The 25802-nt window shown below is 63.8% G+C and carries 25 protein-coding genes; 23 read left to right on the forward strand and 2 right to left on the reverse strand.

All coding sequences use genetic code 11. The annotated features are described in order from the left end of the window. Positions 1-114 precede the first annotated feature (114 nt). The 8 genes from AA098_RS08215 (at position 115) to murB (ending at position 7025) form a co-directional block, all read left to right on the forward strand. Entirely contained in the window at positions 115-2331 is a 2217-nt protein-coding gene (locus AA098_RS08215) for a DNA internalization-related competence protein ComEC/Rec2 (protein ID WP_004575949.1), read from the forward strand. A 155-nt stretch (positions 2332-2486) separates the two neighbouring features. Then, positions 2487-3122, forward strand: a complete 636-nt coding sequence (locus AA098_RS08220) for a MotA/TolQ/ExbB proton channel family protein (RefSeq protein ID WP_003247132.1) — start codon at positions 2487-2489, stop codon at positions 3120-3122. Beyond that, positions 3119-3553, forward strand: coding sequence for a biopolymer transporter ExbD (locus AA098_RS08225; protein WP_003247134.1), 435 nt, complete (start codon positions 3119-3121; stop codon positions 3551-3553). Before AA098_RS08220 ends, AA098_RS08225 begins: the two co-directional genes overlap by 4 nt. Further along, a complete protein-coding gene (gene lpxK / locus AA098_RS08230) occupies positions 3553-4554 on the forward strand; it encodes a tetraacyldisaccharide 4'-kinase (RefSeq protein ID WP_003247136.1) in 1002 nt (333 codons plus the stop codon). Before AA098_RS08225 ends, lpxK begins: the two co-directional genes overlap by 1 nt. A 44-nt stretch (positions 4555-4598) precedes the next feature. Beyond that, positions 4599-4784, forward strand: a complete 186-nt coding sequence (locus AA098_RS08235) for a Trm112 family protein (protein WP_003247142.1) — start codon at positions 4599-4601, stop codon at positions 4782-4784. Continuing rightward, the gene (gene kdsB, locus AA098_RS08240; protein WP_003247143.1) at positions 4781-5545 is read left to right on the forward strand and encodes a 3-deoxy-manno-octulosonate cytidylyltransferase; all 765 of its coding nucleotides are present in this window, start codon (positions 4781-4783) and stop codon (positions 5543-5545) included. The genes AA098_RS08235 and kdsB overlap by 4 nt, the downstream gene beginning before the upstream one ends. Then, a complete protein-coding gene (locus tag AA098_RS08245; protein ID WP_004575950.1) occupies positions 5545-6009 on the forward strand; it encodes a low molecular weight protein-tyrosine-phosphatase in 465 nt (154 codons plus the stop codon). Before kdsB ends, AA098_RS08245 begins: the two co-directional genes overlap by 1 nt. Next, on the forward strand, positions 6006-7025 hold the full coding sequence (gene murB / locus AA098_RS08250) for a UDP-N-acetylmuramate dehydrogenase (RefSeq protein WP_003247146.1): 1020 nt from the start codon (positions 6006-6008) through the stop codon (positions 7023-7025). Before AA098_RS08245 ends, murB begins: the two co-directional genes overlap by 4 nt. Positions 7026-7597: 572 nt before the next feature. On the opposite strand, the gene rne is transcribed toward murB, so the two are convergent. After that, complete coding sequence (gene rne, locus AA098_RS08255; RefSeq protein ID WP_033725197.1) at positions 7598-10873, reverse strand: ribonuclease E; 3276 nt, start codon at positions 10871-10873, stop codon at positions 7598-7600. Between the two features lie 797 nt (positions 10874-11670). Here rne and rluC point away from each other — a divergent pair. From rluC to AA098_RS08270, 3 genes are read left to right on the forward strand one after another with little or no spacing between them, the layout of a single operon-like run. Further along, entirely contained in the window at positions 11671-12627 is a 957-nt protein-coding gene (gene rluC / locus AA098_RS08260) for a 23S rRNA pseudouridine(955/2504/2580) synthase RluC (RefSeq protein WP_003247149.1), read from the forward strand. A gap of 3 nt (positions 12628-12630) precedes the next feature. After that, complete coding sequence (locus AA098_RS08265; RefSeq protein ID WP_004576623.1) at positions 12631-13305, forward strand: HAD family hydrolase; 675 nt, start codon at positions 12631-12633, stop codon at positions 13303-13305. Positions 13306-13311: 6 nt separating this feature from the next. Further along, positions 13312-14301 (forward strand): S49 family peptidase, encoded by a 990-nt coding sequence (locus AA098_RS08270; protein ID WP_004576624.1) that lies wholly within the window; start codon positions 13312-13314, stop codon positions 14299-14301. A gap of 305 nt (positions 14302-14606) precedes the next feature. Here the strand turns inward: AA098_RS08270 and AA098_RS08275 are convergent, their stop codons facing one another. Continuing rightward, a complete protein-coding gene (locus tag AA098_RS08275; RefSeq protein WP_004576625.1) occupies positions 14607-15185 on the reverse strand; it encodes a nucleoside triphosphate pyrophosphatase in 579 nt (192 codons plus the stop codon). A gap of 96 nt (positions 15186-15281) precedes the next feature. Here AA098_RS08275 and AA098_RS08280 point away from each other — a divergent pair, with 96 nt between their 5' ends. From AA098_RS08280 to AA098_RS08335, 12 genes are all read left to right on the forward strand, one after another. Further along, entirely contained in the window at positions 15282-15809 is a 528-nt protein-coding gene (locus AA098_RS08280) for a YceD family protein (protein WP_003247153.1), read from the forward strand. Between the two features lie 13 nt (positions 15810-15822). Beyond that, the gene (rpmF, locus tag AA098_RS08285) at positions 15823-16005 is read left to right on the forward strand and encodes a 50S ribosomal protein L32 (RefSeq protein WP_003247154.1); all 183 of its coding nucleotides are present in this window, start codon (positions 15823-15825) and stop codon (positions 16003-16005) included. Between the two features lie 3 nt (positions 16006-16008). Beyond that, positions 16009-17019 (forward strand): phosphate acyltransferase PlsX, encoded by a 1011-nt coding sequence (gene plsX, locus AA098_RS08290; protein ID WP_080634975.1) that lies wholly within the window; start codon positions 16009-16011, stop codon positions 17017-17019. Positions 17020-17146: 127 nt separating this feature from the next. Beyond that, the gene (gene fabD, locus AA098_RS08295; protein WP_064614051.1) at positions 17147-18085 is read left to right on the forward strand and encodes an ACP S-malonyltransferase; all 939 of its coding nucleotides are present in this window, start codon (positions 17147-17149) and stop codon (positions 18083-18085) included. 15 nt (positions 18086-18100) lie between these two features. Further along, entirely contained in the window at positions 18101-18841 is a 741-nt protein-coding gene (gene fabG / locus AA098_RS08300; RefSeq protein WP_003247160.1) for a 3-oxoacyl-ACP reductase FabG, read from the forward strand. 203 nt (positions 18842-19044) lie between these two features. Next, positions 19045-19281 (forward strand): acyl carrier protein, encoded by a 237-nt coding sequence (acpP, locus tag AA098_RS08305; protein ID WP_003247161.1) that lies wholly within the window; start codon positions 19045-19047, stop codon positions 19279-19281. A 187-nt stretch (positions 19282-19468) separates the two neighbouring features. Then, the gene (gene fabF, locus AA098_RS08310) at positions 19469-20713 is read left to right on the forward strand and encodes a beta-ketoacyl-ACP synthase II (RefSeq protein WP_003247162.1); all 1245 of its coding nucleotides are present in this window, start codon (positions 19469-19471) and stop codon (positions 20711-20713) included. Continuing rightward, the gene (gene pabC, locus AA098_RS08315; RefSeq protein WP_003247163.1) at positions 20713-21528 is read left to right on the forward strand and encodes an aminodeoxychorismate lyase; all 816 of its coding nucleotides are present in this window, start codon (positions 20713-20715) and stop codon (positions 21526-21528) included. The genes fabF and pabC overlap by 1 nt, the downstream gene beginning before the upstream one ends. A 4-nt stretch (positions 21529-21532) precedes the next feature. Next, positions 21533-22753 (forward strand): endolytic transglycosylase MltG, encoded by a 1221-nt coding sequence (gene mltG, locus AA098_RS08320; protein ID WP_060539090.1) that lies wholly within the window; start codon positions 21533-21535, stop codon positions 22751-22753. Positions 22754-22762: 9 nt separating this feature from the next. After that, the gene (gene tmk / locus AA098_RS08325) at positions 22763-23395 is read left to right on the forward strand and encodes a dTMP kinase (protein ID WP_012053289.1); all 633 of its coding nucleotides are present in this window, start codon (positions 22763-22765) and stop codon (positions 23393-23395) included. Beyond that, a complete protein-coding gene (locus AA098_RS08330) occupies positions 23388-24374 on the forward strand; it encodes a DNA polymerase III subunit delta' (protein ID WP_003247167.1) in 987 nt (328 codons plus the stop codon). The genes tmk and AA098_RS08330 overlap by 8 nt, the downstream gene beginning before the upstream one ends. A gap of 30 nt (positions 24375-24404) precedes the next feature. Then, positions 24405-25187: a TatD family hydrolase gene (locus tag AA098_RS08335; protein WP_003247169.1), complete on the forward strand. Its 783-nt coding sequence runs from the start codon at positions 24405-24407 to the stop codon at positions 25185-25187. The last annotated feature ends 615 nt before the right edge of the window (positions 25188-25802 follow it).

Consider the following 25802-nt stretch of genomic DNA (forward strand, 5'->3'; position numbering starts at 1 on the left):
GTATGCCCTTAATCCTGCTCCGCCTCGTTTAGAGTTTGTGACAATTGTTGAGCAAGCGATGCCGGCAATTGAGCTATGCCTCAGGAGGTGACTCGCCTTCTGGAGCTCTACCTCATGCGCACAGGGATGTTTGCGCTCGCGCTCGGGCTGTTGTGCCTGGGCTTTCTGCCCGCATTGCCATCGGTCGGATGGTTGATAACCCTGGCAGCCTGCGCTGTCGGCAGCCAGTTTACCCGCGTATGGCCGTTGGGATGGTTTCTGCTGGGCTTGTGTTGGGCGTGCGGGTCTGCTCAGCAGGCCCTTGATGATCGTCTGGCTGCCGGCCTGGAGGGGCGCACCTTGTGGCTGGAGGGGCGGGTGGCGGGTTTGCCGGCCCGCACTGCACAAGGCGTGCGTTTCGAGCTGGAAGCGCCACGCTCGCGGCGGGCCGAACTGCCTCAGCGTTTGCAACTGAGCTGGTTCGATGGGCCGCCGCTGCGGGCGGGCGAGCAGTGGCGGCTGGCGGTGACCTTGCAACGCCCGGCCGGGCTGCTGAACCCGCACGGGCCTGACCGGGAAGCGCAGTTGCTGGCGCGACGGGTGGGGGCTACGGGTACGGTCAAGGCGGGGCAGTTGCTGGCGCCAGTCGCCGGTGGTTGGCGCGATGCGCTGCGTCAGCGCTTGCTGATGGTCGAAGCCAATGGCCGGCAGGCAGCGCTGGTGGCACTGGTGCTTGGCGATGGTGCGGGCATGGCCCGGGAGGACTGGCAGACGTTGCAGGCCACCGGCACGGTGCACCTGCTGGTGATTTCCGGCCAGCACATTGGCCTGGTCGCCGGTTTGCTCTATGGCCTGGTCGCCGGGCTGGCGCGTTGGGGGCTATGGCCGGCAAGGCTACCGTGGTTACCCTGGGCCTGCGGCCTGGCCATGGCCGCAGCGCTGGCCTACGGGTGGCTGGCGGGTGGTGGGGTGCCAGTGCAGCGGGCCTGTCTGATGCTGGCCGTGGTGCTGCTCTGGCGTCTGCGCTTTCGCCACCTTGGCGCTTTTTTTCCGTTGCTGCTTGCACTGGTCGCTGTGCTGGTCTTCGAGCCACTGGCGGCGTTGCTGCCTGGGTTCTGGCTGTCGTTCGCCGCCGTGGCCACGCTCATCTACTGCTTCAGTGCCCGGTTGGGGGGTTGGCGGCCCTGGCAGGCCTGGACACGAGCGCAATGGGTGATCGCCGTCGGCTTGCTGCCGGTGTTGCTGGCCACCGGCTTGCCGGTGAGCCTCAGTGCACCGCTGGCCAACCTTGTGGCGGTGCCGTGGGTCAGCCTGGCGGTCTTGCCGTTGGCGTTGTTGGGCACGCTGATGTTGCCGCTGGCGGGCGTTGGCGAGGCGTTGCTCTGGCTGGCAGGTGGCCTGCTGGATGTGCTGTTCCGCGGGCTGGCGCTGGTGGCGCAACAGCGCCCGGCATGGGTGCCGCCGGCCCTGCCGTGGTGGGCCTGGCTGCTGGTATGTCTGGGTGCGCTGTTGCTTTTGCTGCCTCGTGGTGTGCCGCTGCGCGGGTTGGGAGGGGTGATGCTGCTGGCGCTGTGGGTACCCAGGGAGCCGGTGCCGTTTGGCCAAATCGAGGTCTGGCAGCTGGATGTCGGCCAGGGGCTGGCGGTGCTCTTGCGTACGCGGCATCACAGCCTGCTTTACGATGCCGGGCCGGCCAGGGGGGAAAGCGACTTGGGGGAACGCGTGGTGCTGCCAACCTTGCGCAAGCTGGGGGTGGGCGGCCTTGACGTGATGGTGATCAGCCATGCGCATGCCGATCATGCGGGCGGGGCCGTGGCCATTGCGCGTGGTTTGCCGATCAAGCGGATAATCGGTGGGGAAGCGCTGGTTGATGTTCCGTTGCAGCCGTGTGCCAGTGGCGAGCAATGGGACTGGGATGGCGTGCGTTTTTCGTTGTGGCGCTGGGTGGACGGGCAGAGCAGTAATGACCGTTCCTGTGTGCTGTTGGTCGAGGCGCAGGGCGAGCGCTTGCTGCTGGCGGGGGATATGGAAGTTGCTGCCGAACGGGCCTGGCTGGCGGACACTGAAGTGCCGCGTATCGACTGGCTGCAGGCGCCGCATCATGGCAGCCGCAGCTCGTCCACCGAGGCGTTCGTCCGGGCTACCGCACCGCGCGGGGTATTGATTTCGCGGGGGCGCAACAACAGTTTCGGGCACCCCCACGTGCAGGTGGTCGAGCGGTATGGGCGGCATGGGGTGGTGATGCATGATACGGCGGTGGAGGGGGCATTGCGGTTGGTGCTGGGGCGGCATGGGGAGGTTGAGGGTGTGCGCCGACAGCGGCGATTCTGGCGTGATGTGGGGGGTGGCTGATCTGGCCCTTTCGCGGGTAAAGCCGCTGCCACAGGTACTGCACGGCCCAGAGGGCCGACCCGGTAGCCCGACAGCCTAATTCCCTGACCTCCGGCAGATGAGCCCTCGGCGCGCCTATGGTAGAGTGGCGGCCTTTTTCCGAAGGGGCGTTTACTGTGTGGGAATTGGTCAAGTCCGGTGGTTGGATGATGCTGCCGATCATTCTGAGTTCCATCGTTGCCATGGCTATCGTCGTCGAGCGCCTGTGGACCCTGCGTGCCAGCCGCGTCACCCCGCCCCACCTGCTGGGCCAGGTGTGGATGTGGATCAAGGACAAGCAACTGACCAGTGACAAGCTCAAGGCGCTGCGGGCCGATTCGCCACTGGGCGAAATCCTGGCAGCGGGCCTCGCCAACTCGCGCCATGGTCGTGAAATCATGAAAGAGTGCATCGAGGAGGCCGCCTCGCGCGTCATCCACGAACTGGAACGCTACATCAGCACCCTCGGCACCATCGCCGCCATGGCGCCTCTGCTGGGCCTGCTGGGCACCGTGCTGGGCATGATCGACATTTTCAGCGCCTTCATGGGCTCGCAGATGACCGCCAACGCCGCCGTGCTGGCCGGTGGTATCTCCAAGGCCCTGGTCACCACTGCGGCAGGCCTGATGGTCGGTATCCCGGCGGTGTTCTTCCACCGCTTCCTGCTGCGCCGCATCGATGAGCTGGTGGTCGGCATGGAGCAGGAGGCGATCAAGCTGGTGGAAGTGATCCAGGGCGACCGTGAAGTGGAAGTGGCCGGAGGCAAGGCGTGAAGTTCCGGCGCAATCGCCAGCGGGAGAGCGTCGACATCAACCTGGCGTCGCTGATCGACGTGGTGTTCGTCCTGCTGCTGTTCTTCGTGGTTACCACCACCTTCACCCGCGAAACGCAACTGCGCGTCGAGCTGCCCGAAGCCACCAGCGCCGAGCCGGCGCCGACCGACCCGGGCAAGCTGGTGGAAATCACCATCAGCGCCGAAGGCGTGTATTCGGTGAACAACCACCTGCTGCCCAAAAGCGACCTGGCCACCCTGAGCGAGGCCATAGCGCGCGAGTCGGGTGGCGACAACACGCTGCCGCTGGCCATCAGCGCCGACGGCAAGACCCCGCACCAGGCTGTGGTCACCGCAATGGATGCTGCCGGCAAGCTCGGTTTCAGCCAGTTGCGCATGACCACCGTCGAGGCGGCCCAGGGCACGCCTTGATGGCTTTCGCCGACCGCTTGCTCGCTGCCTGGTACGCCGGGCATCCGGCGCTGGCGCTGCTGCGTCCGCTGGAGGCCTTGTATCGCCGCGTGGTCACGCGCAAGCGGGCACGTTTTCTAAGGGGTGACAGTGCCAGCTACCGGGCACCGGTACCGGTCATTGTCGTGGGCAACATCACCGTCGGTGGCACCGGCAAGACGCCGATGATTCTCTGGTTGATCGAACACTGTCGCCAGCAAGGGCTGAAGGTGGGCGTAGTCAGCCGCGGTTATGGTGCCAGGCCTCCACGGCTGCCCTGGCGGGTGCAGGCCGATCAGCCGGCCGATGAGGCGGGCGACGAGCCGCTGCTGATCGTGCAACGCACCGGCGTGCCACTGATGATCGACCCGGATCGCGCCCGGGCCGTGCAGGCATTGCTGGCCAGCGAACCCCTCGACCTGATCCTGTGCGACGACGGTATGCAACATTACCGCCTGGCCCGTGACCTGGAACTGGTGCTGATCGACGCTGCCCGCGGCCTGGGCAATGGCCGCTGCCTGCCGGCGGGGCCGTTGCGTGAGCCGGCCGACCGCTTGCGTGAGGCTGACGCGGTGCTGTTCAACGGCGCCAGCGAAGACCGCACCGAGGGTTTTGGTTTCCGCCTGCAGCCGTCGGCCCTGGTCAACGTGCGCACTGGCGAGCGCCGTGCGCTCGACCATTTCCCCGCCGGCCAGCGCCTGCATGCGGTGGCCGGTATCGGCAACCCGCAACGTTTCTTCAACACCCTGCTGGGGCTAAACTGGCAGCCGGTGCCGCATCCCTTCGCCGACCATGCGCAGTTCAGTGCCCGGAGCCTGGCTTTCAGCCCGCCACTGCCGCTGGTCATGACCGAGAAGGACGCGGTGAAATGCCGGGCCTTTGCCGCTGACGACTGGTGGTACCTGGCCGTCGAAGCGCAGCCTACGCCGGCTTTCAGCGCCTGGTTCGACAACCAGCTGCAACGCTTGTTGCGCAAACCCTGAGCCCGTTTTCAATTTCCGGCCACCTGGCCTAAAGGAAGCCTCCAATGGACACCAAACTGCTTGATATCCTGGCCTGCCCGATCACCAAGGGCCCGCTCAAGCTGAGCGCCGACAAGACCGAGCTGATCAGCAAAGGCGCTGGCCTGGCCTACCCGATTCGCGACGGTATCCCGGTCATGCTGGAAAGCGAGGCACGCACCCTGACCGACGACGAGCGTCTTGACAAATGAGCCTGGAATTTACGGTAGTAATCCCCGCCCGGCTGCGCTCCACCCGCCTGCCAGGCAAACCGCTGCTGCTGATTGCCGGCAAGCCAATGGTGCAACATGTGTGGGAGCAGGCCCGCAAGAGCGGTGCCAGCCGTGTGGTCATCGCCACCGACGACACCAGCATCCTCGAAGCCTGCCAGGCCTTCGGTGCCGAAGTGCTGATGACCCGTGCCGATCATGAATCGGGCACTGACCGCCTGGCCGAAGTGGCCGCGTACCTAGGGTTGCCGGCTGACGCCATTGTGGTCAACGTGCAGGGCGACGAGCCGCTGATCCCGCCGGTGATCATCGACCAGGTGGCGGCCAACCTGGCGGCGCATCCGGAAGCCGGTATCGCCACCCTGGCCGAGCCGATCCATGAACCGGAAACCGTGTTCAACCCGAACGCGGTCAAGGTGGTGAGTGACAAGAACGGCCTGGCCCTGACGTTCAGCCGAGCGCCGCTGCCCTGGGCCCGCGATACCTTTGCCAAGGCCCGCGACGTGCTGCCGGAAGGGGTGCCCTATCGCCGTCATATTGGCATGTACGCCTACCGTGTCGGGTTCCTGCACGACTTCGTCAGCTGGGGCCCATGCTGGCTCGAGCAGGCTGAAGCGCTGGAGCAGCTGCGTGCCCTGTGGCACGGCGTACGCATTCACATCGAGGACGCCATCGAGGCGCCTGCCGTGGGGGTCGACACCCCTGAGGATCTGGAGCGCGTACGGCGCTTGCTGGAGGCCTGATGCGCGTCCTGTTCGTGTGCCTGGGCAACATCTGCCGCTCGCCCACCGCCGAAGGCGTGCTGCGCCATCAATTGCACGCCGCCGGGCTCGCTGACAAGGTGCAGGTGGCTTCTGCCGGCACCGGCGATTGGCATGTCGGCAAGGCGCCAGACAGCCGCACCTGCAAGGCGGCGCTGGCGCGCGGTTACGACCTGTCGCAGCAACGCGCCCAACAGGTCAAGGCATCGCACTTCGCCGAATACGACCTGGTGTTGGCCATGGATGAGCACAACCTGCGCGATCTGCGCGCCCTGCGCCCGTCCACGGCAGTGGGCGAACTCGACCTGTTCCTGCGCCGCTACGGTGCAGCCCTGGATGAAGTGCCAGACCCGTACTACGGTGGCGCCGACGGCTTCGAGCAGGTGCTGGACCTGGTGGAAGCGGCTTGCCAGGCGCTGGTACTGGAAATCAAGGGGCGTCTATGACAGTGCAGTGGCAGGAGCAGGTATCGCTCAAGCCTTACAATACCTTCGGCATCGACGTGAAGGCGCGCTATTTCAGCCAGGTGCAGGACGACCAGCAGGTGCGTCAGGCACTGGGCCAGGCACAGCAGAGGGGCTTGCCGGTACTGGTGATCGGGGGTGGCAGCAACCTGCTGCTGACCCGCGATATCGATGCACTGGTGCTGCACATGGCCAGCCGCGGTCGGCGTGTGCTCAGTGACGATGGCGAGCGTATCGTGGTCGAAGCCGAGGCCGGTGAGCCATGGCACGCGTTTGTGCAATGGGCGCTGGCGCAGGGCTATTGCGGGTTGGAGAACCTCAGCCTGATCCCTGGCACCGTGGGTGCTGCGCCGATGCAGAACGTGGGCGCTTACGGGGTGGAGATCAAGGACGTGTTCGCCGGGCTGACAGCCCTGGACCGTGAGACGGGCGCGCTGCGTGACTTCAGTTTGGCGGAATGTGCTTTCGGCTATCGCGACAGCCTTTTCAAGCGCAATCCCGGCCGCTGGTTGATCCTGCGTGTGCGCTTTGCCTTGACCCGCACCCTGCACGCTCATCTGGACTATGGCCCGGTGCGCCATCGTCTGTCTGAGCAGGGTGTGACCGAGATGACCGCGCAAGCGATCAGCGATGCAATCTGCAGCATTCGCCGCGAGAAGCTGCCAGACCCGGTAGAGCTTGGCAATGCCGGGAGCTTCTTCAAGAACCCGGTGGTAACGGCTGATCTGGTCGAGCGAATTCGTGCGCAGTATCCCGCGGTTGTGGCTTACCCCCAAGCGGATGGCCAGGTGAAACTGGCCGCGGGCTGGTTGATTGAGCAGGCGGGCTGGAAGGGTCATCGTGACGGTGATGCTGGCGTGCATCGCTTGCAGTCGCTGGTGCTGGTCAACTATGGCCAGGCGAGCGGAGCGCAGATGCATGCGCTGGCGCGCAAGATTCAGGCGGATATCTTCGAGCGGTTTGGGGTTGAGCTGGAGATGGAGCCTAATCTTTACTGATTTGCCGGCTGTGACCCCCCGTAGGAGCGGGTTTACCCGCGAAAGGGCCGGGCCTGGTGGCCAACTTCCACCCGCCGTTCACCGTTGCCGCCGCTACCGTATTCGCGGGTAAACCCGCTCCTACACCTGATCGGGGATGGATACACATCGGTGATTGGGCGCAGGCCGTCGTGTAGGAGCGGGTTTACCCGCGAAAGGGCCGGGCCTGGTGGCCAATTTCCACCTGCCGTTCACCGTTGCCGCCGCCACCGTATTCGCGGGTAAACCCGCTCCTACACCTGATCGGGGATGGACACACATCGGTGATTGGGCGCAGGCCGTCGTGTAGGAGCGGGTTTACCCGCGAAAGGGCCGGGCCTGGTGGCCAATTCCCACCCGCCGTTCACCGTTGCCGCCGCCACCGTATTCGCGGGTAAACCCGCTCCTACACGCTGATCGGTGGTGGACACACATCGGGGGGTTGGACACAGGCCATTGTAGGAGCGGGTTTACCCGCGAAGAGGCCCGTCAGGCAAACCAAAAAAAGCCCCGCCAGTTTGCACTGGCGGGGCTTTTTCATTCAGCTTTGGCTATCAGCCGTGATGAGGTTTGTGCTCATCGGCGGCTTCCAGGGCTGGTTCCTGGGAAGCTGCAGCAGCTTCCTGTGCCGCTTTGGCAGCAGCCTCGGCCTCCCGCTTGCGGCGACGCACTTCACGTGGGTCGTTCGGTGCACGGCCGTTGGCCAGCATGACAGTGGCAGGTTCGACCACTGCAGGTGCAGGTTCGACCACCGCAGGTGCAGGCTCGGCCACCACTTCTGGCTGGGCTTCGACAACCGGGGCAGGCTGTGCGGCAACCGGAGCGACTTCGACCACGGCCGGGGCCTGTTCGATCTCACCGGCTTCTACCGCTGGGGCTTCTGCTGGGGTTTCAGTGACCACGGTTTCTGCAACTACGACCGGCTCAACAGCAGGTGCATCTTCAGCGACAGGCTGCGGGGCCATTTCGACCACAGGCTCGGCAGTTGCCTCGGCTGCGGCCACTGGCTCGGTGACCGGCTGCTCGACCGCTGGGGCCACGGACGCTTCTTCAGCTTTGGTGACCGCTTCGACCTGCTCGACCGGTTGGGCGGCTTCGCTGTTGTCGGTTTCTGCAACGGCAGTGACTTCGGCAGTAGCACGCTCGGCCTGCTGGTTGGCCTGGGCTTCTGCGTCGGAGCTGATGTTGCTGCTGGCGACAGCAGCCGTCACGGCAAGGCCGGCAGCCAGTTCGGCACCCAGCTCGGTGGCCTGGTGCTGTTGTGGCTGCTCTTCGCTGCCTTCTTCTTCACTGCCGTCGATCAGCTCGCCATTGGCATTGCGCTGACGCTCACGACGGTTGCTGCGACGACGCTGGCCACGGGAGCGGCGGCGTGGGCGCTCGCCATCGGTGCCTTCCTGCTCGTCTTGCAGCAGCTCTTCGCTTGGCAGTTGCTCTTCGGCCAGTTCGGCAGCCTGCTCGGTTGCTTCTTCGGCAGCGCGTGGTTGGCGTTCTTCGCGTGGTGGGCGCGGGGCGCGCTCTTCACGTGGGGCGCGTTCTTCCCGAGGTGCGCGCTCTTCACGTGGAGCACGTTCTTCACGCGGTGCGCGTTCTTCACGTGGAGCACGTTCTTCACGCGGTGCGCGTTCTTCACGTGGCGCACGTTCTTCGCGAGGTGCGCGTTCTTCGCGTGGAGCACGCTCTTCGCGGGCTACACGTTCTTCACGCGGCTGGCGCTCTTCGCGTTCGGCTGGCGGGGTGGCGTCCAGCGGTTCGCGCAGCTCGCGAACGCGCTCTTCGCCGCGGTTGCTACGGCGGTCTTCGCGTGGCTGGCGCGGAGTACGTTCTTCACGCGGTGCACGCTCTTCACGTGGGGCACGTTCCTCACGCGGTGCACGTTCTTCACGTGGGGCACGCTCCTCACGCGGTGCACGTTCTTCGCGTGGGGCGCGTTCCTCGCGCGGTGCGCGCTCGGCACGCTCTTCACGCGGTTTGCGTTCTTCGTCGCGGCGGCCGTTGCGGTTGCGGCTTTGCTGGCGGCCGTTGCGGCGTTCTTCGTTACGCGGGCTGCGCTCGGCAGCCGGTTTTTCGGCGGCGGGCACCACTGGCGCGGCGGCAGGCTCGTCCTTGCCGGCGAACAGGCTCACCAGCGACTTCACCAGGCCCTTGAACAGGCTTGGCTCCGGAGCGCTCGGGGCAGGGGCGACCGGGGCGGCAGGCTGGGGCTCTTCAGCGGCGGCCGGTACCGGTGCGTTGGCGCGGGCCGGGGCCGTCTTCACTGCGGCTTCCTGGCGTACCAGGGTGCGGGTGGCGGTCGGCTGCGGCGCTTCTTCAGCTTCGGCGGCGGCGATTTCGTAGCTGGACTGGTTGTTCAGCACTTCAGGGTTGTCGTCGCGCAGGCGCTGGACTTCGAAGTGCGGGGTTTCCAGGTGGTCGTTCGGCAGGATGATGATGCGCGCGCGGGTGCGCAGCTCGATCTTGGTGATCGAGTTACGCTTTTCGTTCAGCAGGAACGCGGCTACCGGGATCGGCACTTGAGCACGTACTTCGGCGGTGCGGTCCTTCAGGGCTTCTTCTTCGATCAGGCGCAGGATGGCCAGCGACAGCGATTCGACGTCACGGATGATGCCGGTGCCGGAGCAGCGTGGGCAGACGATGCCGCTGCTTTCGCCCAGCGATGGGCGCAGACGCTGACGGGACATTTCCAGCAGGCCGAAGCGCGAGATGCGGCCAACCTGCACGCGGGCGCGGTCGGCTTCCAGGCATTCACGCACGCGCTCTTCAACAGCGCGCTGGTTTTTCGCCGGGGTCATGTCGATGAAGTCGATGACGATCAGGCCGCCGATGTCACGCAGGCGCAGCTGGCGGGCAATTTCCTCGGCCGCTTCCAGGTTGGTCTGCAGGGCGGTTTCTTCGATGTCGCTGCCTTTGGTGGCGCGCGCCGAGTTGATGTCGATGGACACCAGGGCTTCGGTCGGGTCGATCACGATCGAACCGCCGGACGGCAGGTCGACCACGCGCTGGAAGGCGGTCTCGATCTGGCTTTCGATCTGGAAGCGGTTGAACAGCGGCACGCTGTCTTCGTACAGCTTGACCTTGCTGGCGTACTGCGGCATCACCTGGCGGATGAAGGTCAGCGCTTCTTCCTGGGCGTCGATGCTGTCGATCAGCACTTCGCCGATGTCCTGGCGCAGGTAGTCGCGGATGGCGCGGATGATGACGTTGCTTTCCTGGTAGATCAGGAATGGCGCGGCGCGGTCCAGGGACGCTTCCTTGATGGCGGTCCACAGCTGCAGCAGGTAATCCAGGTCCCACTGCATTTCTTCGCTGCTGCGGCCAAGGCCGGCAGTGCGCACGATCAGGCCCATGTCGCCCGGTACAGTCAGGCCGTTCAGGGCTTCGCGCAGTTCGTTGCGCTCTTCGCCTTCGATGCGGCGCGAGATGCCACCGGCACGCGGGTTGTTGGGCATCAGCACCAGGTAGCGGCCGGCCAGGCTGATGAAGGTGGTGAGGGCGGCGCCTTTGTTGCCGCGCTCTTCCTTCTCGACCTGAACGATGACTTCCTGGCCTTCGCTGAGCACTTCCTTGATGTTGACCCGGCCTTCTGGGGCCTTCTTGAAGTACTCGCGGGAGATTTCTTTCAGCGGCAGGAAGCCGTGACGTTCGGAACCGAAGTCGACGAAGGCGGCTTCGAGGCTGGGTTCGATGCGGGTGATCTTGCCTTTGTAGATGTTGGCCTTTTTCTGCTCGCGCGCGCCGGACTCGATGTCCAGGTCGTAGAGACGTTGGCCGTCCACCAGGGCTACACGCAACTCTTCGGGTTGAGTCGCGTTAATCAGCATTCTTTTCATGTTGTACCGTCGGTTTCCGGGCTGCCGGAAACGGCGTTCGGCACACACGACGTCTCATGGTCGGTGCCAAGGTGCGCAAAGGGTGGCCGGGCCACCCCCGTGTCGAGCGACGTTCGGCACCAGCCGGTTGCCCAGCCTGCCGTTGTCGCGACGACGCGTCCTGTTTGCTGCGGTGCCAACAAGGCCCCGGTGGCTTCGAATAGGTATCCGAATCAACCAAGCGGGCCTTGTGCACTCAGTCAGGAGGAGGAATCAACCGTCAGCCGTGGACGCCCGGAGGGCATCTGTTCAGGACCTTATCCGCTCACCAGCCGTCAGTGGGCTGGTGGCCGGACGCGGTGCTACACGGTCCGAGGGCTGTGCATCTCCACCCTGCACGTATCCCTGATAATTCGGGTGCTGCCGCGCGCTGAATCCGCAACGGGTTGCATTTTTCGCCAGCGCTGGTTCTGCGCTGGCGCCATTCATGTCCAAGGCAGGTATTTCCGAAGCATTCGCCGGGCGATGCGTGGAAGCGACTCGCGGGCAGAGGTGCAGCGAAAAGAATCGGGTAAGCAGGTGAAACACCGCACTTGTCGTTTTTTTTCGGTCTTCTCTACACGGCGCTGGTGGCGATTCCAGGCATTTCGGTAAACTGGCGAAAACCCCGTAGGACGGCCTCGCGTCCTGGAGAATTGCGAAGGTCAAGGACCGGCAAAGAGCCTGGTGCCGCTGGCCTGCCGCTTTTGGCGGCGTTCGCGACTATAGCAGCAATGATTAAGTGCTTCAATTCCATAAAAAATTGTTATGATCTCGCAATGACGACCAATACCCCTCCGACTTCCGGCGTTCAGCTGATCGAAGTCGCGCCGGAGCTTGCCGGCCAACGCATCGATAATTTCCTCATCACGGCCCTCAAGGGCGTGCCCAAGACACTGGTCTACCGCATCCTGCGCAAGGGTGAGGTGAGGGTCAACAAGGGCCGCGTCAAGCCGGAGTACAAGATCCAGGCCGGCGACATCGTGCGCGTTCCGCCCGTCCGCTTGCCGGAACGAGACGAACCGGCGCCGGTGGCCCAAGGCCTGCTGCAGCGTCTGGAAGCCGCCATTGTCTACGAGGACAAGGCGCTTATCGTGATGAACAAGCCGGCCGGCATCGCCGTGCACGGCGGCAGCGGCCTGAGCTTCGGGGTGATCGAGGCGCTGCGCCAGTTGCGCCCGGACGCCAAGGAGCTGGAGCTGGTGCACCGCCTGGATCGCGACACGTCTGGTCTGTTGATGATCGCCAAGAAGCGCAGCATGCTGCGCCACCTGCATGCCGCCCTGCGCGGCGATGGTGTCGACAAGCGCTACATGGCGCTGGTGCGCGGCCACTGGCCAACCTCGAAAAAGCAGGTTAACGCGCCGTTGCTCAAGAGCAACCTGCGTTCCGGCGAGCGCATGGTCGAGGTGAACGATGAAGGCAAGGAGGCCCTGACCCTGTTTCGCGTGCTGCGCCGCTTTGGCGACTTTGCCACCATTGTCGAGGCGCGCCCGATCACCGGTCGTACTCATCAGATCCGCGTGCACACCTTGCATGCCGGGCACATGATCGCTGGCGACAGCAAATACGGCGACGAAGACTTCAGCCGGGAAATTCGCGAGTTGGGTGGCAAGCGCCTGTTCCTGCATGCCTACGCGTTGACTGTACCGCTGCCCGACGGTGGCGAGTTGAAGCTCGAGGCGCCTGTGGATGAGGTATGGGCGAAAACCGTTGAACGTTTGAGTGCGTCCTGATCCATGAAAAAAGGCTATGAGCTACTGATCTTCGACTGGGACGGCACCCTGGCCGATTCCATTGGTCGTATCGTCGAGGCCATGAATGTCGCCGCAGAGCGTGCCGGCGAGGCACAGAGCAGCGATGATGCGGTCAAGGGTATCATCGGCCTGGCCTTGGACGAGGCGATCCACACCTTGTACCCGCACCTGGTGCCCGCAGAGGTTGCCAGCTTCCGCCAGCACTATGCCGATGTCTACGTCGCACTGGATCAGCAACCTTCGCCGCTGTTCGATGGCGTGGTCGAGTCGCTGGATGCCTTTCGCGCCGAGGGTTACCGCCTTGCGGTGGCCACCGGCAAGGCTCGTCGCGGGCTGGATCGGGTGCTCAAGGCCAATGGCTGGGAGCGGTTCTTCGACATCACCCGTGCCGCTGACGAGACCCGTGGCAAGCCACACCCGCTGATGCTTGAGGAAATCCTCGGGCATTGTGGCGTCGAACCGTCGCGTGCGCTGATGGTCGGAGATTCGGCATTCGACCTGCAGATGGCCAGCAATGCCGGCATGCATTCGGTGGCGGTTGGCTATGGTGCCATGTCGCTGCAGGCGCTGGCCGAGTTTGGCCCGCAGGTATGTATCGATCACTTTTCCCAGTTGCGCGAGTGGCTGGGTGGTTCCGCAATTCCACTTCCAAGGTAGGTAAGCATGGCAGACGAATGGAAAGCCCCTGAGCCCGAGCCCGGGGAACGCGAAGAGCGCAACAGCTGGAAGCTCCTGGAAAAGACCTTGCTGGCGAGCGTGCAGGAGCAGCGACGGTCGCGGCGCTGGGGGATCTTCTTCAAGCTGCTGACCTTCGTCTACCTGTTCGGCATTCTGGCGTTGTTCTCGCCGCTGATGGACATGGACAAGGCCGCTTCGCGCAGTGCCAGTCATACCGCGTTGGTCGAGGTGCGGGGGGTGATTGCCGATCAGGAGGCTGCCAGCGCCGATAACATCGTCAAGAGCCTGCGAGAGGCGTTCAAGGACGACAAGACCAAGGCTGTGGTGATGCGCATCAACAGCCCGGGTGGCAGCCCGGTGCAGGCGGGTTACGTGTATGACGAAATCCGTCGCCTGCGTGCCGAATATCCCGCCATCAAGCTGTATGCGGTGATCGCCGACCTTGGGGCTTCCGGTGCCTATTATATCGCCAGTGCGGCGGACGAGATCTATGCCGACAAGGCCAGCCTGGTGGGTTCCATTGGGGTGACGGCGGCGGGTTATGGCTTTGTTGGTACCATGGAGAAGCTTGGGGTCGAGCGGCGTGCCTATACATCGGGTGAGCACAAGGCGTTCCTTGATCCGTTTTCGCCGGAAAAACCAGAAGAGACCCGGTTCTGGCAGGGCGTGCTGGATACCACGCACCAGCAGTTCATCGCCATGGTCAAGCAGGGGCGGGGTGAGCGCCTGAAGGACAAGGAGCATCCGGAGTTGTTCAGTGGCCTTATCTGGTCGGGTGAGCAGGCCAAGGCGCTGGGGCTGGTGGATGGCTTGGGCAGTGCCAGCTATGTGGCGCGTGAGATCGTGGGGGAGAAGGAGTTGGTGGACTTCACCGTTCAGGAGTCGCCTTTCGATCGCTTCTCCAAGCGCGTGGGTGCCAGCGTGGCTGAGCACCTGGCGATGTGGATGGGGTTCCAGGGGCCGCAGTTGCGTTGAGTTCGTCGCAGTTCTTGTGGTGTCTGGCAGATCGAGCGCCGCCCGCGCGGCGCGCTCATCGATCGGGGTGCCCAGCGGTGCGTTGTAGGGGCGGGTTTACCCGCGAATAGGCCGGACCTGCCGTCCAATACCCTGGCCTTTCACCGTCGCAGCACCATCGCATTCGCGAGCATGAGCTGGTGTCGCCACGCCCGTTGTAGGAGCGGGTTTACCCGCGAATAGGCCGGACCTGCCGGCCAATATCCCCGATCGTTCACCCTCCCGGGCGGCGCTCGATCCGTCGGGCGCCAAAATCTCCAGCCAGGCTACGGAACCACCACCCCTTCCTTGGTCAGCATATCCACCAGCCGAATCAGTGGCAGCCCGATCAGGCTGGTTGCATCGCACCCATGGGTGCTCTGGAACAGGCTCACCCCCAACCCCTCCGCCTTGAAGCTCCCTGCGCAATCCAGCGGCTGTTCCGTCGCGACGTAGCGCTCCACGCGCTCGCGGCTCAATTCGCGCATCGTGACGGTAAACGGCACGCAATCCACCTGGCATTGCCCGGTGGCGCTGTTCAGCAGTGCCAGTCCAGTCAGAAAGCTCACCTGCTGCCCGCTACACTCGAGCAGTTGCTCGCAAGCCCGCTCGAAGGTGTGCGGCTTACCCAGCACCTGTTCGCCCAACACAGCTACCTGGTCCGACCCGATAATCAGGTGCCTGGGATGGCTGTCCGCCAAGGCCTCGGCTTTTTGCCTGGCAAGGCGGCGTACCAGCTCAACGGCTGGCTCGTCTTGCCGGCGCTGCTCGTCTATATCGGGGCTTGCCCAGGTGAAGGGCAGGTGCAGGCGAGCGAGCAGTTCGCGGCGATAGGCAGAGCTGGAAGCCAGTAACAAAGGAAGCATGGTAGACTCCGGGTTCGGTTGAACCAATTCTATCACGCACGATGCCGCCTAATTTCCTTTGACAGGGGCGGGGGGCATCCCTAGAATGCTGCGCCTATGTTGAATGACCCGATTCCACCTCACGTTGACCCGCGCAAATTAGCCGATCGTGGCGTAACCCTTAACGGTTCGCTGCAACTCGCTGATTTGGAAAGACTCTGCGACCCGCTTTCCGACAATGTCGGTACGGTGCAGGCGAAGTTCGATTTTGAACGAGATGAACAGCACGTGGTGGTAATCCACAGCGAGCTGGACGTCGAAGTCAAGATGGTTTGCCAGCGTTGTCTTGAGCTGGTCACCCTACCGGTCCACAGCGAATGTACATACGCCGTGGTGAAGGAGGGTGCGAATACCCAGTCGTTGCCGAAAGGCTATGACGTGCTGGAACTGGGCGAAGATCCTTTGGATCTGCAGGCATTGGTCGAGGAGGAGCTTTTGCTCGCCTTGCCAATCGTGCCTGCTCATCATCCGGAAGAATGCCAGCAGCCGGCGGGCGCAGACGAGCCCGAATCGAGCAAGGACGAGGTATCGCGGTCCAACCCGTTCAGTGTTTTGGCGCAGTTAAAGCGTGACCCAAACGTTTAGGAGTTAATCAATTATGGCTGTTCAGCAGAACAAAAAATCCCGCTCTGCCCGTGACATGCGCCGTTCGCACGACGCTCTGTCGGAAAACGCGCTGTCGGTAGAGAAAACCACCGGTGAAGTTCACCTGCGTCACCACGTTTCGCCAGAAGGCGTTTACCGTGGTCGTAAAGTGGTCGACAAGGGCGCTGACGAGTAATCCTTGTCCGCTCAGGTCATCGCGATCGACGCAATGGGCGGGGACTTCGGTCCCCGCAGCATTGTCCAGGCTAGCATTGCCTGCCTTTCGGCTACCCCCTCGCTCCACCTGACCCTCGTCGGTCAACCCTCCCTCCTTGAAGATCTCATCAGTGGCTTGCCAGCTGCGGATCGCGCGCGCCTGCAGATTGTGGCCGCCAGTGAGGTGGTCGGCATGGACGAGCGGCCATCCCAGGCGTTGCGCGGCAAGCCGGATTCGTCGATGCGCATCGCCCTCGAACTGGTGCGCGACGGAAAAGCCCAGGCCTGTGTCAGTGCCGGCAATACCGGGGCGCTGATGGCGTTGTCGCGCTTCGTGCTCAAGACCCTGCCGGGTATCGACCGGCCGGCCATGGTGGCGGCGATCCCGACCCAGACGGGTTACTGTCAATTGCTCGATCTGGGCGCCAATGTCGACTGCAGCGCCGAAAACCTCTACCAGTTCGCGGTAATGGGCTCGGTGGCCGCTCAGGCCCTGGGTGTGCATCGGCCACGCGTGGCGCTGTTGAACATCGGTACCGAGGACATCAAGGGTAACCAGCAGGTCAAGCTGGCTGCCACGTTGTTGCAGGGCGCCCGTGGGCTCAACTATGTCGGTTTCGTCGAAGGGGATGGCCTGTACCGGGGTGAGGCAGACGTGGTGGTGTGCGACGGTTTTGTCGGCAACATACTGCTCAAGTCCAGCGAGGGCCTGGCGACGATGATCGGTGCGCGCATCGAAAAACTGTTCAAGGGCGGTGCTTTTGCCCGCGTTGCCGGGGCCGTTGCCATGCCGCTGCTCAAGCGTCTGCAGGCCGACCTGGCGCCGGCGCGGCATAATGGGGCGAGCTTTCTGGGGCTACAGGGTATCGTCATCAAGAGTCATGGCTCGGCGGGCGTGCAGGGGTTTCAGAGTGCCATCCAGCGGGCGCTGATCGAAATTCAGGAAAACCTGCCGCAGCGGCTGCATGGCCGCCTTGAAGACCTGTTGCCTTAGGCATTTCGCCGATGAAGTGCTTAAATGTGACCGCTTGGTCTGTGTTTCCATCCAAGTTTTCAGATTCCGCGCCTGGCCTCGGGCCTGGCGCACACTATCCGACGACAAGATCATAAGGGCTTGTTCAATGTCTGCATCCCTCGCATTCGTCTTTCCCGGTCAAGGTTCCCAGTCGCTGGGCATGCTCGCCGAGCTCGGCGCCGAGAAGCCAGTGATCATCGAAACCTTCAAGGAAGCGTCCGAAGCGCTCGGCTACGACCTGTGGAAGCTGGTCCAGGACGGCCCGGAAGAGCAACTTAACCAGACCGACAAGACCCAGCCGGCGATCCTTACTGCGTCCATCGCACTGTGGCGCCTGTGGCTGGAAGAGGGCGGTGCCAAGCCGGCCTTCGTTTCCGGTCACAGCCTGGGCGAATACAGTGCCCTGGTCGCCGCCGGCAGCATCAGCCTGAAAGATGCCGTTCGCCTGGTCGAGCGCCGCGGTCAGCTGATGCAGGAAGCCGTACCGGCCGGTCATGGCGCCATGGCTGCCATTCTCGGCCTGGACGATGCTGTGGTCGTGGAAATCTGCGCCGAAGCCGCTGAAGATGAAGTGGTCAGCGCCGTGAACTTCAACTCGCCTGGTCAGGTGGTCATCGCCGGTAACAAGGCAGCGGTAGATCGCGCCATGGAACTGTGCAAGGCCAAAGGTGCCAAGCGCGCCCTGCCACTGGCGGTGAGCGTCCCGTCGCACTGCGCCCTGATGAAGCCCGCCGCCGAGCGCTTTGCCGATTCGGTCAATGCCATCGAATGGAGGGCCCCGCAGATTCCGGTGGTACAGAACGTCACTGCCGCCGTCGGCGCCGACCTCGATGCCCTCAAGCACGACCTGCTGGCACAGCTGTACCAGCCGGTGCGCTGGGTCGAGTGCGTGCAGACCCTGGCCGCCAACGGTGCGGTCAACCTGGTCGAGTGTGGCCCGGGCAAGGTCCTGGCTGGCCTTAACAAGCGTTGCGCCGACGGCGTGACCACCTACAACCTCAACACCCCTGACGCCGTTGCTGCCACTCGCGCGGCACTGGCCTGATTTGGAGAAGCTTGCATGAGCCTGCAAGGTAAAGTTGCACTGGTTACCGGCGCCAGCCGTGGCATTGGCCAGGCCATCGCCCTCGAGCTGGGCCGCCAGGGCGCGACCGTGATCGGTACCGCCACGTCGGCGTCCGGCGCCGAGCGCATCGCTGCCACCCTGAAAGAACACGGCATCACCGGCACCGGCATGGAGCTGAACGTGACCAGCGCCGAATCGGTTGAAGCCGTGCTGGCCGCCATTGGCGAGCAGTTCGGTGCGCCGGCCATCCTCGTCAACAACGCCGGTATCACCCGCGACAACCTGATGCTGCGCATGAAAGACGACGAGTGGTTCGATGTCATCGACACCAACCTCAACAGCCTCTACCGTCTGTCCAAGGGCGTGCTGCGTGGCATGACCAAGGCACGTTGGGGTCGTATCATCAGCATCGGCTCGGTCGTTGGTGCCATGGGTAACGCAGGTCAGGCCAACTACGCGGCTGCCAAGGCCGGTCTGGAAGGTTTCAGCCGCGCCCTGGCGCGTGAAGTGGGTTCGCGTGGTATCACCGTCAACTCGGTGACCCCAGGCTTCATCGATACCGACATGACCCGCGAGCTGCCAGAAGCTCAGCGCGAAGCCCTGCAGACCCAGATTCCGCTGGGCCGCCTGGGCCAGGCTGACGAAATTGCCAAGGTGGTTTCGTTCCTGGCGTCCGACGGCGCCGCCTACGTGACCGGCGCTACCGTGCCGGTCAACGGCGGGATGTACATGTAATACTGCAACTCAATGTGACGGGTTTCGTAAAAAAAGAGTCATACTGCGAGCCTAAAATCCGTTATAAAGCTGCAACCAGATTCCAGGCAGCGGGTGTGGTGACTAGCCTGAAGGTGCGTTTAGCTTGAAAAGCGAACGTCTTTCTATAAAATTAGCCACCGGCCAGCTGCCTGACATATATCCATTAGGAGTGAAAACTAGGTATGAGCACCATCGAAGAACGCGTCAAGAAAATCGTCGCCGAGCAACTGGGCGTCAAGGAAGAAGAAGTGACTGAGACTAAGTCCTTCGTCGATGACCTGGGTGCCGATTCGCTTGACACCGTTGAACTGGTGATGGCTCTGGAAGAGGAATTCGAGACCGAAATCCCTGACGAAGAAGCCGAGAAGATCACTACCGTTCAAGCTGCCATCGACTACGTCAAAGCCCACCAGGCCTAAGACGCTACAGTCGACGTTTCTTGTCGGGGAAAACCGCACTGCCTTCGCTGGCGTGCGGTTTTTTCTTTGCGAGCGCCTCGCATTTTTCAGGCGGCTTCGTTCACCGCGCACCAAGAGCTTGTTGCCATTTCATTCCAGCGCTTGAATGCAATGGCAAGAGACTCTGTTATTAGAAAAGGAGAGTACTGTGTCGCGTAGACGCGTCGTGGTCACCGGTATGGGTATGCTGTCGCCACTGGGTACCGATGTACCGAGCACCTGGCAGGGCATTCTGGCTGGCCGCAGTGGCATTGGTCCGATCGAACACACGGACCTGTCTGCCTACTCCACCCGTTTTGGCGGCTCGGTGAAAGGCTTCGAGGTTGAGCAGTACCTGTCGGCCAAAGAGGCCCGCAAGCTCGACCTGTTCATCCAGTACGGCCTGGCGGCTGGTTTCCAGGCTGTGCGTAATGCCGGCCTGGAGGTCACCGATGCCAACCGCGAGCGTATTGGCGTGGCCATGGGCTCGGGTATCGGTGGTCTGACCAACATCGAAGAAACCAGCCGCACCCTGCACGATTCAGGGCCGCGCCGCATTTCGCCGTTCTTCGTGCCGGGCTCGATCATCAACATGATCTCCGGTTTCCTGTCGATCCACCTGGGCCTGCAAGGGCCGAACTATGCCATCGCCACTGCGTGCACCACCGGCACCCATTGCATCGGCATGGCCGCGCGCAATATCGCCTACGGTGAAGCTGATGTGATGATCGCCGGTGGCGCCGAAATGGCGGCTTGTGGTCTGGGCATGGGCGGTTTTGGCGCTTCGCGCGCGCTGTCTACCCGCAACGATGAACCCAGCCGGGCCAGCCGGCCGTGGGACAAGGGGCGTGACGGGTTTGTGTTGTCCGACGGTGCTGGGGCCCTGGTGCTCGAGGAGCTGGAGCACGCCAAGGCCCGCGGGGCGACTATCTACGCCGAACTGGTTGGCTTTGGCATGAGCGGCGACGCCTACCACATGACGTCGCCGCCCGACTCTGGCGAAGGCGCTGCCCGCTGCATGGCCAACGCCTTGCGCGATGCCGGTATCCAGCCGGAAGACGTCAGCTACATCAACGCCCACGGCACTTCTACCCCAGCGGGCGATGTGGCCGAAGTGGCGGCGATCAAGCGCGTGTTCGGCGAGCATGCCTACAAGCTGGCGGTCAGCTCGACCAAGTCGATGACGGGCCACCTGCTGGGCGCCGCAGGCGCGGTGGAAGCGATCTTCAGCGTGCTGGCAATCAATAGCCAGATGGCCCCACCGACCATCAACCTGGACGAGCCGGACGAAGGGTGTGACCTCGACTTCGTTCCCCACCAGGCGCGCAGCATGCCGATCGACGTGGTGCTGTCCAACTCGTTCGGCTTTGGCGGCACCAACGGCTCGCTGGTATTCCGCCGGTTTGCCGACTGATGCACAGCTGGATCGACGGCCAGCCGGCGACTGCACTCAACCTGCAGAACCGCGGCCTGGCCTACGGCGATGGCCTGTTCGAAACCATCGCCGTGCGAGGTGCCCAGCCCAGCTTGCTGGACGGCCACCTTGCACGCCTGGCACTGGGCTGCCAGCGCTTGGCGATCAACACCGACCTGGCGCTGGTGCGCGACGAGCTGCTGCGTTACGCCAGCCAGCTGGGTGAGGGTGTCGTCAAACTTATCCTTACCCGTGGCGATAGCCAGCGTGGCTATGCGCCAGCTGTCGATGCAGCGCCGCGGCGTATCCTGCAAGGCAGCCCATTACCCCGCTATCCTGTCGAGCATGCTGAGCATGGCGTGCGTTTGTTCCCTTGCCAGACCCGGCTTGGGGAACAACCACTGCTGGCCGGCCTCAAACACCTTAACCGCCTGGAGCAGGTGCTGGCCCGTGCCGAATGGCAGGACAGCGACCATGCCGAAGGCCTGATGCGTGACGCGCAGGGCAGGGTGATCGAAGGGGTATACAGCAATCTGTTTCTGGTGCGCGATGGCGTGTTGCTTACCGCCGACCTTAGCCGTTGTGGCGTGGCGGGCGTGATGCGTGCCGCACTGCTGGAACAGGCCCCGCTGCTGGGTATTGCGGCACATGTCTGCGACCTGTCGTTCGAGGCGCTTGAGCAAGCGGATGAAGTATTTGTTTGCAATAGCGTTTACGGCATTTGGCCCGTGTGTGGCGTAGCCGCGCTAAACTGGTCGCCGGGCCCGCTCACTCGTAAACTGCAGGCCGTTGCCCGTACGTTACTGGAAACCTGAATTCGTGAGACGTAAATTCCTGCTGTTGCTGGAAATGGGCTTGATCCTTGCCGGCCTGGCGTTTGGCTGGTCGGCCTGGAAGGTCAACTCGGTCCTGGAGCAGCCCCTGCACGTCACGCAGGAGCGCCTGCTGGATGTGCCCAATGGCACTAACCCCAACCGCATGTTCTACAGCATGCAAAGAGATGGGTTGCTTGACGATGCTGTCTGGTTGCGTTTGTACTGGCGCTTCAACATGGCCGGCACCCCGCTGCACACTGGCGAGTACCGTCTTACCCCTGGGATGACCGTCGAGCAGTTGTTCGACGCCTGGCGCCGTGCCGACGTGGTGCAGTACAACCTCACCCTGGTCGAAGGCTGGACCTTCCGTCAGGTGCGTGCGGCCGTGGCCAAGCATGAAAAGATCAAGCATACCCTGGACGGCTTGTCGGATGCCGAGGTCATGGACAAGCTCGGCCATACCGGTGTATTCCCCGAAGGCCGCTTCTTCCCCGACACTTACCGCTTCGTGCGGGGTATGACCGATGTCGAGTTGCTGCAGCAGGCCTACATGCGTCTGGACGAAGTGCTGGCCAAGGAGTGGGCCGAGCGCTCCACCGACCTGCCGTATCGTGACCCTTACCAGGCGCTGATCATGGCCTCCCTGGTCGAAAAGGAAACCGGCATTCCGCAGGAGCGCGGGCAGATCGCCGGCGTGTTCGTGCGGCGCATGCGCCTGGGTATGATGCTGCAGACCGACCCGACGGTTATCTATGGCATGGGTGAACGCTATAACGGCAAGATCACCCGCGCCGACCTGCGCGAGCCAACGCCCTACAACACTTACACCATCACTGGGCTGCCACCGACCCCGATCGCCATGGTCGGCCGCGAGGCGATTCACGCGGCGCTGAACCCGTCCAATGGCACCAGCCTTTACTTCGTCGCCCGCGGCGATGGCAGCCATGTGTTTTCCGACGACCTCGACGACCACAATTCGGCAGTGCGCGAGTTCCAGCTCAAGCGCCGGTCGGACTACCGCTCCAGCCCCGCGCCGCAGCAAGAGGCCAAGCCAGGGGCCGATGATGCCGAACAGGCGTCGGGCGCCGACGATGCGCAGCGCCCTGAGCCCCCAGCAGCGGACGAGCCAGCTGCGCAGCCAGCCCCCGATCAAGCGCCCGCGCAGGATGCCCCTGCCGGCGGTGCGCAAGCGGCCGAGCGGCCGACGCCTGACGAACAACATTAAGGACTGCCTGTGAGCGGCTTGTTTATAACTTTGGAAGGCCCCGAAGGCGCGGGCAAGAGCACCAATCGCGACTACCTGGCCGCGCGCCTGCGCGAGCACGGCCTGGACGTGGTGCTGACCCGTGAGCCAGGCGGTACGCCGCTGGCGGAAAAGGTGCGTGAACTGTTGCTGACGCCCAGCGACGAAGGCATGGCGGCCGACACCGAGCTGCTGCTGGTGTTCGCCGCTCGCGCCCAGCACCTGGCGCAGGTCATCCGGCCGGCGCTGGCACGCGGGGCTGTGGTGCTGTGTGACCGTTTCACGGACGCCACCTATGCCTATCAGGGCGGCGGTCGTGGTTTGTCGGTAGAGCGTATCGCGGTTCTGGAGCAATTCGTCCAGGGCGACCTGCGCCCGGACCTGACCCTGGTCTTCGACCTGCCGGTAGAAGTGGGCCTTGCCCGCGCCGCTGCCCGTGGCCGCCTGGACCGATTCGAGCAGGAAGGGCAGGCGTTCTTCGAAGCAGTGCGCCAGGCGTACCTGCAGCGCGCCCAAGGCGCGCCACAGCGCTACAGCCTGCTTGATGCGGCACAATCCCTGGAGGCTGTGCAGCGTGACATCGACGCTCTGCTGCCAGGCATTCTGGAGCGTTGCCGTGGCTGAGGCCTACCCTTGGCAGCAGGCGCTGTGGCAGCAACTGGCCGGTCGCAGCCGCCACGCCCACGCTTATCTGCTGCATGGGCCGCAGGGTATTGGCAAGCGGGCCATGGCCGAGCGCCTGATGGCGCGCCTGTTGTGCCAGCAGCCGCAGGGCCTGGACGCTTGTGGGGCGTGTAAGTCGTGCCTGTTGCTCAAGGCCGGCAGCCACCCGGACAACTTCGTCCTCGAGCCGGAGGAGGCTGACAAGCCGATCAAGGTCGACCAGGTACGGGAGCTGGTGGCCTTTGTGGTGCAGACCGCGCAGTTGGGCGGGCGCAAGGTGGTGTTGATCGAGCCGGTGGAGGCGATGAATGTAAACGCCTCAAACGCCCTGCTCAAAAGCCTTGAAGAACCTTCCGGTGACACCGTGTTGTTGCTGGTGACGCACCAGCCCAGCCGTCTGTTGCCGACGATCAAGAGCCGCTGCCAGCAGGTGGCCTGCCCGCAGCCCAGCCTGGCCCAGAGCCAGGCATGGCTGGCTGGCGCGTTACCCGACTGCGACGAGGTCGAGCGCGATGAGCTGCTGACGCTGGCAGCGGGCTCGCCATTGATGGCGGTCAGCCTGCAGGCGCAGGGTGTGCGCGAGCAACGCGCGCTGGTGGCCGATGGGGTGAAGAAGCTGCTCAAGCAGCAGCAATCGCCCAGCCAGCTGGCCGATGCCTGGAGCGGTGTGCCGTTGTTGCTGCTGTTCGACTGGTTCTGCGATTGGTCGCACCTGATCCTGCGCTACCAGTTGACCCAGGACGAGGAAGGGTTAGGCTTGGCCGATATGCGCAAGGTCGTGCAATACCTGGCGCAGAAGAGCCGCCAGGCCAAGGTGCTGGAAGTGCAGGCCTGGATCCTCGAGCAGCGCCAGAAGGTGCTGGGCAAGGCCAACCTCAACCGTGCCTTGTTGCTTGAATCGCTGCTGGCTCACTGGCTGCAACTGCCGGGTGCCCGCTGATTTCCCATTTTTCATGTGTGCCGTTATCCCATGCTCGTAGATTCCCATTGCCACCTCGACCGTCTTGACCTCAGTGCCCACCAGGGCTCCCTCGATGCTGCCCTGCAGGCGGCGCGTGAGCGTGGGGTCGGGCATTTCCTGTGCATTGGCGTCAGTGCCGAGAATGCGGGTGCAGTGAAGGCGCTGAGCGAGCAGTACGCTGACGTCGACTGCTCGGTGGGCGTGCACCCGCTGGACCTGGCCCCTGGCGAAACCCCGGCGTTGGAGTGGCTGTTGCGCGAATTGGCCCACCCGCATGTGGTGGCGATTGGTGAAACCGGGCTGGATTACCACTATGAGCCAGAGGCGGCAGAGCTGCAGCAGGCTTCGTTCCGCCTGCACCTTGAGGCCTCCAGGCAGACCGGCAAGCCGGTGATCGTGCATACCCGGGCAGCGCGCGCCGATACCCTGGCGCTGCTGCGTGAGGCGAGCCTGCCGCAAGCGGGTGTGCTGCACTGCTTCACCGAAGACTGGGACATGGCCAAGGCGGCGCTGGACCTGGGTTATTACATTTCGCTGTCGGGCATCGTGACCTTCCGCAATGCTGATGCCTTGCGGGAAGTAGCGCGGCAGGTGCCTGTCGATCGCTTGCTGGTGGAGACCGATTCGCCCTACCTGGCGCCAATTCCGTACCGGGGCAAGCCGAACCTGCCGCAGTACGTGCGGGAGGTGGCGGAGTATGTGGCTTCGTTGCGTGGGGCCAGTTATGAGCAGTTGGCCGAGCAGACTACCGCCAACTTCAAGCGGCTGTTCCCGTTGGCGCGTGTGGATTGATTCACCGGGGTTAGAGATTGTGTGAGGGGCACAAGGTGCCTGCCACAGCCCTTGCAGCGCCTATGAGATCGAGCGCCGCCCGCGCGGCGCTTCGCGGGTAAACCCGCTCCTACGTTTGTTTCGGGCCAGTCCGTCCTGTGCCAGGCGCGCGCGACCGCCTTGTTTGTACGACGCGATATCGAGGCGTGCGCCAAGGCGTTCGCGCGCAAATCCCACAGGCCTAATTGGCCCGAAACAAGCGTAGGAGCGGGTTTACCCGCGAAGCGCCGCGCGGGCGGCGCCCGATCTCCCTTCTGTGCCAGGCGCGCGCGACCGCCTTGTTTGTACGACGCGATATCGAGGGGTGCGCCAAGGCGTTCGCGCGCAAATCCCACGGGCCTAATTGGCCCGAAACAAGCGTAGGAGCGGGTTTCCCCGCGAAGCGCCGCGCGGGCGGCGCCCGATCTCCCTTCTGTGCCAGGCGCGCGCGACCGCCTTGTTTGTACGGCGCGATATCGAGGCGTGCGCCAAGGCGTTCGCGCGCAAATCCCACAGGCCTAATTGGCCCGAAACAAACGTAGGAGCGGGTTTACCCGCGAAGCGCCGCGCGGGCGGCGCTCGATCTCACAGGCGCTG

This window comes from Pseudomonas sp. JY-Q (assembly GCF_001655295.1).
Taxonomy (GTDB): domain Bacteria; phylum Pseudomonadota; class Gammaproteobacteria; order Pseudomonadales; family Pseudomonadaceae; genus Aquipseudomonas; species Aquipseudomonas alloputida.